At 56.8% G+C, this 12263-nt stretch carries 15 protein-coding genes; 13 read left to right on the forward strand and 2 right to left on the reverse strand.

All coding sequences use genetic code 11. The features are described from left to right. Window positions 1-41 precede the first annotated feature (41 nt). The 9 genes from gspF to QV747_RS16360 all read left to right on the forward strand — a co-directional run bounded on the left by gspF (window position 42) and on the right by QV747_RS16360 (window position 7032). Window positions 42-1244 (forward strand): type II secretion system inner membrane protein GspF, encoded by a 1203-nt coding sequence (gene gspF, locus QV747_RS16320; protein WP_047392869.1) that lies wholly within the window; start codon window positions 42-44, stop codon window positions 1242-1244. A 242-nt stretch (window positions 1245-1486) separates the two neighbouring features. Next, window positions 1487-1903, forward strand: a complete 417-nt coding sequence (gspG, locus tag QV747_RS16325) for a type II secretion system major pseudopilin GspG (protein WP_052190611.1) — start codon at window positions 1487-1489, stop codon at window positions 1901-1903. 10 nt (window positions 1904-1913) lie between these two features. Continuing rightward, window positions 1914-2411: a GspH/FimT family pseudopilin gene (locus tag QV747_RS16330; RefSeq protein WP_273429717.1), complete on the forward strand. Its 498-nt coding sequence runs from the start codon at window positions 1914-1916 to the stop codon at window positions 2409-2411. Continuing rightward, window positions 2408-2773, forward strand: a complete 366-nt coding sequence (gspI, locus tag QV747_RS16335; RefSeq protein ID WP_273429718.1) for a type II secretion system minor pseudopilin GspI — start codon at window positions 2408-2410, stop codon at window positions 2771-2773. The genes QV747_RS16330 and gspI overlap by 4 nt, the downstream gene beginning before the upstream one ends. After that, on the forward strand, window positions 2754-3386 hold the full coding sequence (gene gspJ, locus QV747_RS16340; RefSeq protein WP_273429720.1) for a type II secretion system minor pseudopilin GspJ: 633 nt from the start codon (window positions 2754-2756) through the stop codon (window positions 3384-3386). Before gspI ends, gspJ begins: the two co-directional genes overlap by 20 nt. Further along, a complete protein-coding gene (gene gspK, locus QV747_RS16345; RefSeq protein WP_288791568.1) occupies window positions 3383-4360 on the forward strand; it encodes a type II secretion system minor pseudopilin GspK in 978 nt (325 codons plus the stop codon). Before gspJ ends, gspK begins: the two co-directional genes overlap by 4 nt. A gap of 101 nt (window positions 4361-4461) precedes the next feature. After that, window positions 4462-5355, forward strand: coding sequence for a DUF6268 family outer membrane beta-barrel protein (locus QV747_RS16350; protein ID WP_273429722.1), 894 nt, complete (start codon window positions 4462-4464; stop codon window positions 5353-5355). 214 nt (window positions 5356-5569) lie between these two features. Further along, entirely contained in the window at window positions 5570-6070 is a 501-nt protein-coding gene (locus tag QV747_RS16355) for a glycine cleavage system protein R (protein ID WP_273429723.1), read from the forward strand. Next, window positions 6067-7032 (forward strand): ABC transporter substrate-binding protein, encoded by a 966-nt coding sequence (locus QV747_RS16360; RefSeq protein WP_273429724.1) that lies wholly within the window; start codon window positions 6067-6069, stop codon window positions 7030-7032. Before QV747_RS16355 ends, QV747_RS16360 begins: the two co-directional genes overlap by 4 nt. Window positions 7033-7038: 6 nt before the next feature. Here QV747_RS16360 and QV747_RS16365 read toward each other — a convergent pair whose 3' ends face one another. Next, complete coding sequence (locus QV747_RS16365) at window positions 7039-8202, reverse strand: class I SAM-dependent methyltransferase (RefSeq protein WP_273429725.1); 1164 nt, start codon at window positions 8200-8202, stop codon at window positions 7039-7041. Window positions 8203-8351: 149 nt separating this feature from the next. On the opposite strand from QV747_RS16365, the gene QV747_RS16370 reads away from it, so the two are divergent. The 3 genes from QV747_RS16370 to QV747_RS16380 all read left to right on the forward strand — a co-directional run bounded on the left by QV747_RS16370 (window position 8352) and on the right by QV747_RS16380 (window position 10156). Further along, on the forward strand, window positions 8352-9206 hold the full coding sequence (locus QV747_RS16370) for an NAD(P)/FAD-dependent oxidoreductase (protein ID WP_273429727.1): 855 nt from the start codon (window positions 8352-8354) through the stop codon (window positions 9204-9206). A gap of 93 nt (window positions 9207-9299) precedes the next feature. After that, complete coding sequence (locus QV747_RS16375; protein ID WP_273430021.1) at window positions 9300-9482, forward strand: hypothetical protein; 183 nt, start codon at window positions 9300-9302, stop codon at window positions 9480-9482. 239 nt (window positions 9483-9721) lie between these two features. Further along, window positions 9722-10156 (forward strand): hypothetical protein, encoded by a 435-nt coding sequence (locus QV747_RS16380; protein WP_273429728.1) that lies wholly within the window; start codon window positions 9722-9724, stop codon window positions 10154-10156. Between the two features lie 45 nt (window positions 10157-10201). Here QV747_RS16380 and QV747_RS16385 read toward each other — a convergent pair whose 3' ends face one another. Further along, entirely contained in the window at window positions 10202-10534 is a 333-nt protein-coding gene (locus QV747_RS16385; protein ID WP_273429729.1) for a hypothetical protein, read from the reverse strand. A 753-nt stretch (window positions 10535-11287) separates the two neighbouring features. Between QV747_RS16385 and QV747_RS16390 the strand changes: the two genes are divergently transcribed. Further along, window positions 11288-12263 (forward strand): hypothetical protein (locus QV747_RS16390; RefSeq protein ID WP_288791569.1); only part of this gene is annotated, 976 nt, incomplete at its 3' end.

Genomic DNA, 12263 nt, shown 5'->3' on the forward strand with positions numbered 1-12263 from the left:
GGGTGGGCGACAAACCCTGAACCCGAAAGATCTATTTCATCGTGCCTGCCTATCGCTATCAGGCGCTGGCTGCCAGTGGCGGCCCGGCGCAAACCGGACAGATTGATGCCGAATCGCCCCGTCACGCCCGCAGCCTGCTGCGCGAGCAAGGCTGGCATGTACTGAGCCTGGAGCTGGCGGCGGCGCAAGGCGCCAGTGCCCAGCGGCTCAAGCTCGGCGGTGCCGAGCTCTCGACCCTCACGCGGCAGTTTTCGGCCTTGCTGGATGCGGGCCTCACCATTGATGAGTTGCTGGTGGTGCTGGCCGAACAGGCCGAGCAGGGCAAAACCCGGCAGATTCTGGCCGGCCTGCGCCATGATGTCTTGGCCGGTTTGCCGCTCTCCAGCGCCATGGATCAGTTCCCGCGCGTGTTTCCGCTCTTGTATCGCACCTTGGTCAAAGCCGGCGAAGAATCGGGCCGCCTGGGTGCGGTAATGGCGCGGCTGGCGGATTATCTGGAAGCGCGGGGCGAGCTCAATAGCAAAATCACCATGGCGTTTATTTATCCGGCTGTGGTGATTGGGGTATCACTGCTGGTGATTCTGGGCATGCTCACCTGGGTGGTACCGCAGATGGTGCAGGTGTTCGAGTCGGCCAAGCAAACCTTGCCGCTACTCACCCGACTGTTGCTGTGGAGCAGCGCAGCGGTCAAAACCATTGGCCCGTATCTGGCGCTTGGTTTGCTGTTGGCCGGGGTGGCGGCGCATCGCGCGCTGCAAGATCCGGCCCTGCAATTGCGCTTTCATCGCTGGCGCTTAAGCTGGCCGGTGCTGGGCTATCTGGATCGGCTGGCCAATACCGCCCGTTTTGCCAGCACGCTCTCGATTTTGGTCGGCAGCGGCGTGCCTTTATTAAAAGCGCTTACCGCCGCCGAAGGGGTGATGAGTAATCGCCAGCTGCAATTGGCCGTGGGCGAAGTGGCCGGCCAAGTGCGCGAAGGGGTGAGCCTGGCACGAGCGATGAAGGCTGCCAATGAATTTCCACCGTTGCTGCTGCATCTGGTGGCCAGTGGTGAAGCCACCGGGCGGCTGGCGGCAATGCTGGAGCGCGCGGCCAGCGAGCAAAGTAAAGAGCTCGATCGCAAAGTCACCACCTTCACCAGCCTGCTCGGCCCGCTGATGGTGCTGGTGATGGGCGCGATTGTGATGCTGATTGTGTTGGCGATTTTGTTGCCGGTGTTTGAAATGAACCAGTTGGTGAAATAGCGGCGGCTGCGCCTGCGCATTTTGCCGCAGGGTGGTGCTCGGCATCCTCATGTACTTTATGTACATTCCGGTGCCTGTGCTCCAGCCTGCGACAAACTGCTTTGGCTCGCTCACCGCTAGATTGTTTTTTCGCAAATGTTGTAGGTTATGGCTTAGGCTAACCCACTCTACCCATTCTTGATGTATTTGCTTGCAGGCTAATTAAATTGTTGTTGATGGGGCTATACCCCTATGGAGTAAAGATGAAAAAAAACCGTGGTTTTACGCTGATTGAGATTTTGGTGGTGGTATCGATTCTGGCGATTTTAGGTGCGCTGATTGTGCCCAAGATCATGGAGCGCCCCAACGAAGCTCGGATTGTGGCGGCCAAGCAAGATGTGTCGGCCATTATGGCGGCGCTCAAGCTCTATAAGCTCGATAACGGCCGCTACCCAACGGCGCAGCAAGGCCTGAAAGCGCTGGTGGAAAAACCCAGCACCGAGCCGGTGCCGCAAAACTGGAAATCCTATCTGGATAAACTGCCGAAAGATCCATGGGGACAGGATTATGTGTACCTGAACCCGAGCGCCCACGGCGCGGAAATCGATGTGCTGAGCTATGGCCCGGAAGGTCAGGCTGGCGCCGATAAGCCGGAAAACCTGATTGGTTCATGGCAGTAAGCGGCATTTGATGCACACGCCAAACGCTTTTCGTGGCCAGCAGGGCTTTACCTTGCTGGAAATTCTGGTGGTGACGGCGATTATCCTGATCGCCACCAGCATGACAGTTTTTCAGTTTCAGCGTGGCTCGGGCTTGGCCGAGGCCGCGGATAAGCTGGTGCTGCAACTGGATACCGCGCGCGATGAAGCGATGGCCAAAGGCCGGCTGATTGGCTTTTCGAGCGATGGCGCGGCCTATCAATTCTGGTGGCAGAACGAGCGCCAGGAATGGGAGCCGCTCAGTAGCGAAGGCTTACGCAATACCCGCCTGCCCGAAGGCGTGCAGATCGCCGGCTATCGGGTGAATCAGCAAAATCGCCCGCTGGGCGAGCGGGTGCTGCTGCCTAGCGATGGCGTGATCGAGCCCTTCGAGATCGAGCTGCGCGCGGGCAGCGATAGCCTGCGCATCAGTGGTGATGTGATGGGGCGCATCGGCGTGGCCAGTGCCGCCGCGGTGGCAGAGCCATGAAAGCGCGCGGTTTTACCCTGATTGAAGTGCTGGTGGCGCTGGCGGTGCTGGGCATTACGCTGGCGGCCGCGGCCAAGCTCGTGATCGGCAGCACCGATTTGCTGATCGATTACCGCACCCGCACGCTGGCCAGCTGGGTGGCCAGCAATCTGATTAACGAACAACTCGCCCAGCGCGCCTACCCGGAAACCGGCGCGACTGAAGGCCGCGTGCAGCAGGGCGGAGAAATCTTTATCTACCGCATGAATGTCAGCCCGACACCGAATTACAGCTTTCGGCGGGTGGAATTACAAATCCTGGCCGCCGCTGCGCCCACGCATGTGCTTTCCACGCAGGTGTACTATGCCACGCGCACCCAGTAATGCCGGCGGGGCCTTATCCAACATACCTTGCACGGCCATACGCCGGCAGGGTATGCGTGGCTTTACGCTGCTGGAAGTGCTGGTAGCGCTGACGATTTTCGCCATTCTGAGCTTAATCACCTATCGCGGCGTGAATATGCTGGTGGATACCCGCACCGCCGTGATTGATGAAACGCGCTATTGGCGCGAGCTGACGCTGGCCTTCGAGCGCATCGAGGCCGATCTGGCTCAGCTGGCGCCACGTCCATGGCGCGATGCCGCGGCAAGCTGGCAGCTGCCCTTGCAATCGGTCGAGGCGGTGGCCAATACGCCGGGCGTGGGGCTGGAATTTGTGCGTTTTGATGCGCAGCGCGCGCCCTTGCATGGGGTGTATCAGTGTCAGGGTGATCGCCTGCTGCTCTGGCTGTACCCGCGGCCCGATGTGGTGCGCGAGGATGTGCCGCGCCGCTATACCATGCTGAGCAATCTTACCCGCTGTGAATGGGCGTATCTCGATGCGCAAAATCAGTGGCAAAGCAGCTGGCGCAGTGCCAGCAAACCGCGTGCTATTCGCGTGCGGCTGGGGCTAGCCCAGCGGGCGGGCGATTACGAACGGATTTTTCTGGTGCCATGATGCGGCTGCGTGGGGTGATGTCTCGGCAAAGCGGGGTGGCGATTATCGCCGCGCTGATGGTGGCGGCGCTGGTGGCCTCGGTGGCCGGGTTATTGATGTTGCGCCAGCAGCGGGCCTTGCAGCAGCTGGAAATCCGCAAAGACACGGCCGAAGCGCGCGCGGCCACGTGGTCGGTCTTGCAGCTGGTGCGCCTGACTTTGCGCGATGATGCGCGGCTGGGCCAGCCCGATCATCAGCGCAAACCGTGGGCGGTACCGATTCCAGAAATCAAAATCGAAAACGGTGGCCTTAGTGGCCGGCTGACCGAGCTCAATGGCCGCTTTAATCTAAATAACTTGCGCACCAGCAATGGCGAATTCGACCCCGCCGCGCTGGCAGCGTATCGGGCGCTGCTGGCTAATCTGGGCCTGCCGGCCAATCTGGCCGATAGCCTGCAAACGGCCTGGCAAGAGCGGCGGCGCCCACGGGCGGCTGGCGCAGCCAATCCATCCAATCCATCCAGTGCGTCGCAGCCAGCCTCAGCCCCCGCCAGCGCGGCCGGCGCGGGCGAGCTGGTGCCGTGGCTGGAGCTCAATGATTTACAAAGTGTGCCCGGCTACAGCGAGGCCATCGTGCGCCAGCTTGCGCCCTATGTGGTAACCCTGCCCGGCAATAGCGCGTTGAATGTGAATTTCGCCAGCGCCGAAGTGCTGGCAGCGTGGCTGCCCAAACTGGGGGTATCTGGCGCTGAGCAAGTGCTGGCCAAGCGTCGCAGCCAATACTTCAATAGTGTGGATGAATTTGTGGCCGCCTTGCCGGTTAATCAGCAAGCCGATGTGCCGCGCGAGCGGCTGGCGGTGAAAAGCGATTATTTCTGGGCTGATCTGGGTGCCCGCTTTGGCGTGGTGTTTTTACAGCACCGCGCCTTGCTCGATCGCAGTCAGAATGAAATGCCCACCGTGCACTGGTTGCGCCGCGAATACGGGCCCTTGTGAGTCGCTTAGCGCCGCCACCGTGCTAGTCCAACCCTGCTTGACTCGCCACTGACACGGCAACGGGTTAAACTGCGCGCAACGATTAATCTGGAGGCATTGATATGTTCAAAACCGCTTTGCGCGCCTTGGCCCTGACGCTGGCTGCGACCGGCGCCGCGCACGCCGCCGATGGCAGCACCCTGAATTACAGCCTGACCCCGGTGCTGATCGGCGATTTCAATTTGGATTCGGGCGGTAAAGCCAGCGGCACCTGGATGACCGCCGATTTTGCCTACACCAAGGCACTGGATGCGCAGCGCCAAGTGGGCCTGAGCTTTGGCGCTGGCCGCCAGAATTGGTCGTTTGATCACCCCACCGCGTGGGGTGGCAAAACGCCATTTGAAACCCTGCATCGCTTTAATCTGGCGCTCAATTACAACTACATGAGCCAAAGTGGCTGGATGTATAACTTTGCCCCCGGCGTGAGCTACGCCGGCGAATCTGAAGCCAAAACCAGCGATAGCCTCAGCTACGGCGCCACCGCTTTTGCGGCCAAAATGCTGCAGCCTGGCCTTTTGCTCGGTGTGGGGGTGAGCGCCTGGACTGGCCTGGATGACGCGAGCGTCTTCCCGTTTGTGGTGGTGAATTGGCAAATCAATGAAAACTGGCATCTGGGCAATCCCTTGGCCAGCGGCCCGGCCGGCCCGGCGGGGCTGGAGCTGAGCTACAAAGTGAACCCAAAATTTGAACTGGGCGTGGGCGGCACTTGGCGTAGTTTCGAGCATCGGCTGGCACAGAAAAACGCCGTGGCTGCCGGTGGCCGGGTTGAGCAAAACAGCGTGCCGGTGTTTGTGCGCGCGGGTTATCAATTTAGCCGCGAATTTGCGCTAGATCTGCACGTGGGTGCCGCCATGGCTGGTGAGATCATCATCGACAACGCCCAAGGGCAGGAAATCAGCAAGGAAAAGCACGACGCGATGCCGTTTGCCGCGATTTCAGTGTCAGGCCGCTTCTAAGCCCGCCCCTCCCGTCCCCTCCCTGAGGGGAGCCTCGCCGCGTGAGTGAGGGTGGTCATCAATCTGAACCCGCTACGGCGGGTTTTTTTACGCCGATTGCTGCGCTTACGCAAAAACAACAGCCATCTATCACTCAATAGGGCGTGAACACGAACTATGCTGAAATGCAGTCACGGCCAAACCGGCCGTTTTGGCTTGCAAACGAGGTTGAGGCATGAAAACGGTACTGATTCTTTCGGCGCTGGGGCAGGATAAACCCGGCTTGGTCGAGCAACTGGCGGCGCTGATTTCGGCGCAGGGCGGCAATTGGCTGGAGTCTTCATTTGCCCGTCTGGCCGGCCAGTTTGCTGGCATTGTCAAAGTAGCGGTGGAAGGCGATGGCGCCACGCTGCTCTCGGCCGTGCAGGCCTTGCCCGATCTGGCGGTGAGCGCGGTGCTGGATCAGGAAGCCGACACCGCGCCTGTGCAGCAATTTGGGCTGCATCTGGTGGGGCATGACCGGATTGGAATCGTCAAAGAAGTGGCCAGCATCTTGGCCCGCCAGCAGGTGAATGTGGAAAAACTCACCACCTGGCTGGAAAGCGCGCCCATGAGTGGCGATGTGATGTTTCATGCCCGCGCCGAGCTATCGGCGCCGGTGCAGGTCGAGCTGGCCACTGTGCGCCTGGCGCTGGAAGCGATTGCTGACGACCTGATGGTGGAGTGGGTGGCATGAACTGGCGGGGGTGGCTCGCCGCTGCCTGCTGCCTGAGTGCGCTGCTGCCGGTTCAGGCCCAGCCACTGGTCACCGTGGTGGAGAGCTATCACCCCGAAAACAGCTGGGATCACGACTATTTGCAAGGCATTAAAAGCAAACTGGATGGCGTGGCCGAGCTGGAGTTTTTATTTCTCGATACCAAACGTCTACCGACGGATGAACACCTCGAGCAAGCCCAGCGGGCACTCGCTACCATCCAAACCCAGCGGCCCAAAGTGGTGATTTTGGGTGACGATGCGGCGCTGGCGCTGATGGGCCCCAAGCTGGGGGTAATGAAAGTGCCGACGATTTTCCTGGGCATTAACGCCGACCCCACCAGTTATTTCAGGAAAAACCAATTACCCCCTACGATCAGCGGGGTGTTGGAGCGCCCGCAATATCGCGCAAGTTTTAGCCTTGTGCGTGAGCTGCTGCCGCACGGCAAGCGCTGGCTGGTGCTGCTCGATTCTGATCGCTCGGCCGAGATCTTGCGCAATGATTTGCTGGCGCTGAATGAAAAAGGCGTTGAAGTACAAATGTGCCGCACCTTTGAGCAATGGAAAAACGCCATCAAAGCCGCCGAAGGTGTTTACGATGCCGTGCTGATCGGCACGTATCAGGCGCTGATCGATCAAGACATGGCGCATGTGGATGCACGGCAGGTGATGCAATGGACGGCCAGCAATAGCAAATTACCGCTGTTTGGGTTTTGGGATTTTCAAATTGGCCGCGATGCCGCCGCCGGCGGGGTGGTGATCACCGGCTTTGAGCAAGGCGCGATTGCCGGCAGCATGGCCCGCGCGTGGTTGCTGGTGCCCAATCAAGTGCAAGCCATTCGCCCGAGTGCCGCCGGGCGCGTGATGCTCAGCCGTGCGCAGGCTGAGCGCTGGAAACTGCGGGTGAGCCCCGCCTTGCGCCAGCGTATCAGCTGGCTGCCCTGAACCCGCTTACAGCTCGCCGGAGCGATCTTGCTGGCGAAAGCCCGGTGCGGTGGGGCCACTTAGGCCGCGTGAAAACGCAATCGCTTTGAATAATTCGCCCATTTCCGCATGCCCCAGCAGCTTTTGCAGCGCGGCGGCGGTGCGCAGGTATTCCACCGATTTGCTATCGAGCTGGCGAGCCTGCTCCAGAATGCCACAATCAATCAGATAGCTAGCCTGGGAGGTATAGCCGTCTAGCGCAAGCCCTGCCTGATCTGCAGCGGTATACATCGCAGAAAAATCCACATGGCAGGTGAGATCAGTCAGCCCAGGGTGAAAGAAAGGATCATGCACGGTGTGATGGCGATAGTGGCCAATCAGTGTGCCCATGCGCCGCTCGGGGTGATAAAACTCGCCAGCCGGAAAACCATAATCCAGCATCAGAATCAGTCCACGCTGCAGGCTTTGCCCCAGCGCGCGGATAAAACCCTGCGCTTCGAGCTGGATTTCGCTGCAATAGCCATCAATTTGTGGCCAGCGTGCGCAGTGCGCTAATAAGACCGGATCATGGCATGGCCTGTTGGCCCAGCTCAGCTGGCCGTCGGTGAGACACACACCGCGCTGCTGCCAAACGCCATCCACTAGCTGCATGACTTCGCAGGGCATGGCATCGAGCACTTCATTGCCCACCATCACGCCGGTGAACTCGGCCGGCAGGCGCTCCAGCCACACCACCCGCTCGGCCAGATGCGGCACCAGCGTGCGCAGGGTAGCGAGCTGGCGCTCTTGCAGCTCGGCCGAGAGCTCCAGAATGGCGTATTGCGCCGGCAGTTGTTCCAGCCGTTCCAGCTCGGCCAGAATTTGCGCCGCTAGCTGCCCGGTGCCCGCGCCAATTTCCAGCACGGTGCCACCGGCCTCGGCCAGCACATGGCTGATGGTGTGGGCGAGCGCCCCGCCAAACAGCGGCGAAAGCCCCGGAGCGGTAATAAAATCGCCCGCCGTGCCAAATTTGGCCGCGCCACCGGTGTAATAGCCGAGCCCCGGGCTGTACAGCGCCAGCCGCATATAGTCGGCAAAGGAAATCCAGCCGCCAGCGGCGGTGATCTGGGTGGCGATATGGGCCAGTAGCTGCTGGCTGCTGGCCAGTGCTTCGGCAGAAGGGGCGGGGAGCTGGGCTTCCTGTTGGCGCATGATCAAAGCGGGTCGAGGCAAAAACGTGGATTTTAGCATGCTCGCCCACTGCGCCGCTGGCTGCCAGCCGGCCGCTGCGGCACAATACTGATCAGTAGCGGTGGTTGAGGTCACCGCATTGTGAAGAAATTGAGGGATGGGTTTTGGCCATGGTGCAGGTGGAAGTGCTGATTGTCGGTGGCGGGATTGCCGGCCTCACGCTCGCGCAATGGCTTAGCGGGCTAGAGCGGCGCTGGCTGCTGCTGGAGCGCGGTGAGCTGGGCGGTTGCCTGCGCGAGAGCGACTATCCGCTCAAATGGGTGCCGGGCTTTGCCGACATTAGCGGGCGCGATTATGTCGCCCGCCTGCTGGCGCAAGTGCCCACCGAGCACTGCCGCTCACACACCACGCTGGCCAGCATAGCCCCCAGCCCGGCTGGCGGCTGGCAGGGCACGCTGAGCACTGGCGAAAGCTGGGCCGCGCAACGGGTGGTGCTGGCCTGCGGGGTGGCGCCCTACGCGCCATTTGCCCCGCACCCGCGGCTGATTGTGGGGCCGGGTCTGATGCAGCTGGCGCACTTGCAGGCCGGTGACGCAGTGGCGATCTTGGGCGGTGGCGACAATGCACTGGAACATGCCTTGCTGCTGCATGCGCGAGGCTGCGTGGTGACCGTGTATACCCGCGGGGCGTTTCGCGCTTCCAAGGCGATGTATCAGGCCGCAAGCCATGCGGGTATTAGTTTGCAGTCCTATACCCCAGTAGATGAATTGGCTGATGCGCCGGCTGGGCTGTGCCTGCCGCAGCTGTCTGGCCAGCCCGTGTATGCTGCGGTGGCCGTGTATTACGGCTATCGGCCGCCGGCGATTTTGGCCGAGTTCCCCGCCCTGCGCGGTGCGTCTGGGGCGGGCTTGGCGGCGGGGGTGGATATGATTGGCGATATGCGCGAAGACCCCGACCCCAACCTCTTGCTGGCGCAGGGGCAGGCGGCGCAGCTGGCGAAACAGCTGGATCGTCAGCTAGCCTAGCCTAGGCCTTTTCAGGTAAAATCCGAAACAATTCAATCATCTATCGCGGGGCTGGCAGATTGCGTGCAATCGGCGGCCCCGCGCGCTTTTGTCATGACCGAAAACACTGTCACGGCGGCGCTCGACGAGGCCGCTGAAGCTGCGAAAAAACAGCAATATAACTTCAACAAACTCGCCAAACGCTTGCGCCACCATGTGGGCGATGCGATTAACGATTTTAATATGATCGAGGATGGCGACCGGGTGATGGTTTGCCTCTCGGGCGGCAAAATATAGCCAATAACCCTTTTGCTTGGTTTTTTTGCGTTAAGTTCTCTGGTTTTGCTAGTCTTTTCGATCTCCGGCTTTACATTTTACATTTCTGGTGATTTTGCACGCCTCTGGCTTATTTGCTCATCAAATCTGTAAAACTTTCGCATAGATAAGCCCCAGACGCCCGCAGGAGCTACTTGCATTGAAAGTACGCGACTAGAACATTGTGATTGAAGGGGCCCGACTTAGCTTGAAATAGCATCTTGCATGAGGTTCCCTCAGATGAAGAAGTCGCTGGCATTTTTGTGGAGCACAATGCACTCAAAGATGGATTTGAGGACGTGCTTCGGCAGACGGCCTTTGTGAAGCGGATTCTTATGTTTTTCACGGAGACAGAGCGACCTGGGATTTTGCGGCTACTAGCCTCTCACCTGAATGGCATCATCGCTCAGGCACTTTTCCCGCGCCAAGACGACACTGAGTGGGTGTTTGCCTATGGATATCTGATCAACACTCGAGCGGTGCAGGAGTTCATCCATAATGGGCGCATAAATGAAATTGAAAGTTTGGATAGTCGCGGATCAAATTACGCAGATTTCCACTCTTTACTCACCACCATTAAAGCCCTGTTAAAAGATAAAGCCAACCGACCTGAAGATATTCGCCGTCTTGCGAAGCCAAGTAGCTCCCAAGTTTAAAATCAAAAGGGGCAGGCCGAAGCCTGCCCCTTTTTTTTGCGCAGTCTACTTCCGTTTTAATGTCGCAGATCGTGAACCAATTACAGCCAAAAGACTATCGCTGTCCTTGACGTAGCTAAACTGCATGACCCCTAATGGTAGCGTGATGGTCAGTTTCTCGTTGACCAGAGTAGCCGGCGCCGAGAACTCAATTGGTTGGCCTGTGGTTTTTGATGGTTTAGTTTCTGTAACAATAAAACCATCTCCGTCCTTTTTGATTTCAAGGGTTTTGGTCGGGTTGTCTGCATATACCCAATTTCCCTCGAAGTTTGATTTACCGCAGGCGGAAAGAACAAGCGACAACGAGATTGCCACAAATAATGCGAGTGCGCGTTTCATTTGATTGTCCGTAGTAATGTATAAAATATAAATTTAATTCCATGCAATAAATTTGCTTCAATAATTGGCAATTTTATATGTATATTGGTTTAATATATTGAAGAAAATTTACATGTGCGGGCTTGTATATTACCACTGCTTACTGGGGTAGCCCAGTAGATGTTGGAATGTGGTAACTGAAAATTGACAACAGCCGCGGCCATAACTATATTTGGTTTATAGCCTAGCTGATGCGCTTAAAACTCAGCACTTACACCGGCAAACAGCCAACAATGCCTTTGCATACTCACCAATCAATCGTGAATTTCGTTGCGGCCATACTTTTGTGACCACAGCGAGCAATCGCGGCTGTTGTTCCTAGGCACTACGTGCCCTCTAAGCTGAGGTACTCAGCACTCTACTTAGCTCCTTTGGAGCTTTCTTGCCTTCAACCTTGCGACAGCTTTGAGCAAAAAAACGCATTCCGGGTTGAGTTGGCCATTTCCACTAGCGCAATTGCGCACTGCGTTCTCCGCGATTATGACTGTACATAAGACCATTGGCTGTACACCCGTGAACCAGCGTTAAAGGTTTTTCAGTGGTTTCTGTCGCTTGATGATTCCGTGGCAAAAGCGAACGTTGGCGACATGACTGCACTAAGTGTTTAGGCCACATAGCGAGCTGTGCGACCGGACTCCCAATGAATGCTAGTGCACCCACCTTGAAATCCGGAATCTCCAAGTAAGACCGCTCGGTCAGCTAAAAGGAGATCAAATGAGTCACTTCAAAATTAGCGTAAGGGCCGCAGCCAATACAAAGATATTGTTTCTGTCGATGATTTTTCATGGGTTAGAAATTATGTATGCAATTCGGTTAAAGAAGTATCAACATCATAATCAGTCTTTTGTTGCCATTGTTGATGAAAATGACTGCCCATACGACCCATTCGTAAGCGCGTATCTTTCAACTTTAGTTAATCAATCATTTAACACGCAATTGAGAAAAGCGATTGAGTTGATGTTTGTACTCCAGCAATTCGCTTCGTACGGTATAGATTTGCCTGGGCGAATGGCGTCAGGTCAGTTGGTTAATGAGAAAGAGTATTTGCTATTTTATGATGCTTCTTGTGTTAAAAAGAGCGCGGTGGAAAATAATGTTATTTCATTTCGAAGGATTGGTGATAAGTCTTTACGTAATATAATTTCGGCAAACCACAGAAGAAAAATGACGGTATCCAGCGAAACCGTACAGGGGCGGATAAGAAGATTTCGCGAGTACAGTAGATGGTTATTTGATCATTATCATGATTTGTTCGGTCTGGATGAGGTTATTTTAAATAAGTTCCTTAGGTTTGAATCTAGAATAAAAATAGATGAGGGCTCACTAGGGCGAAATAGATCTCAGAAGATTTCTGACCCATTAGAGTCGGTTATACCGGATGATGTTTTTGCTCGACTGATGGAAATAATACTTCCATCGTCATCGAATAATCCATTCTCAAGTTCTAAAGTTAGAAATTACTTAATTGTATCTATTCTATGTCAAACAGGTATAAGGCGCGGGGCTCTGGCAAAGTTAAAAATCTCTGACTGCTATTTTTCGGGAACTTATGACCGAATAGCTATTTATCGCTCCGGGAGGGATCGCACAGATCAACGACTTGATAAGCCAAATCAAAAGACTAAATCGCATCTGGTTACAGTCTCCCCGGTATTGATGAGGCAGATTAAAATTTACATTGAGCAAATCA

It is taken from the genome of uncultured Chitinibacter sp., from assembly GCF_945957625.1.
Lineage (GTDB): Bacteria > Pseudomonadota > Gammaproteobacteria > Burkholderiales > Chitinibacteraceae > Chitinibacter > Chitinibacter tainanensis.

Excerpts from the sequence above, each read along its gene's own strand:
- QV747_RS16375 (WP_273430021.1), top strand. The coding sequence starts at position 9,300 with ATGACCGAAAACACTGTCACGGCGGCGCTCGACGAGGCCGCTGAAGCT.
- QV747_RS16330 (WP_273429717.1), top strand. The coding sequence starts at position 1,914 with ATGCACACGCCAAACGCTTTTCGTGGCCAGCAGGGCTTTACCTTGCTG.
- gspJ (WP_273429720.1), top strand. The coding sequence starts at position 2,754 with ATGCCACGCGCACCCAGTAATGCCGGCGGGGCCTTATCCAACATACCT.
- QV747_RS16355 (WP_273429723.1), top strand. The coding sequence starts at position 5,570 with ATGAAAACGGTACTGATTCTTTCGGCGCTGGGGCAGGATAAACCCGGC.
- QV747_RS16365 (WP_273429725.1), bottom strand. The coding sequence starts at position 8,202 with ATGCGCCAACAGGAAGCCCAGCTCCCCGCCCCTTCTGCCGAAGCACTG.
- QV747_RS16360 (WP_273429724.1), top strand. The coding sequence starts at position 6,067 with ATGAACTGGCGGGGGTGGCTCGCCGCTGCCTGCTGCCTGAGTGCGCTG.
- gspI (WP_273429718.1), top strand. The coding sequence starts at position 2,408 with ATGAAAGCGCGCGGTTTTACCCTGATTGAAGTGCTGGTGGCGCTGGCG.
- QV747_RS16385 (WP_273429729.1), bottom strand. The coding sequence starts at position 10,534 with ATGAAACGCGCACTCGCATTATTTGTGGCAATCTCGTTGTCGCTTGTT.
- QV747_RS16350 (WP_273429722.1), top strand. The coding sequence starts at position 4,462 with ATGTTCAAAACCGCTTTGCGCGCCTTGGCCCTGACGCTGGCTGCGACC.
- gspG (WP_052190611.1), top strand. The coding sequence starts at position 1,487 with ATGAAAAAAAACCGTGGTTTTACGCTGATTGAGATTTTGGTGGTGGTA.
- QV747_RS16370 (WP_273429727.1), top strand. The coding sequence starts at position 8,352 with ATGGTGCAGGTGGAAGTGCTGATTGTCGGTGGCGGGATTGCCGGCCTC.
- gspK (WP_288791568.1), top strand. The coding sequence starts at position 3,383 with ATGATGCGGCTGCGTGGGGTGATGTCTCGGCAAAGCGGGGTGGCGATT.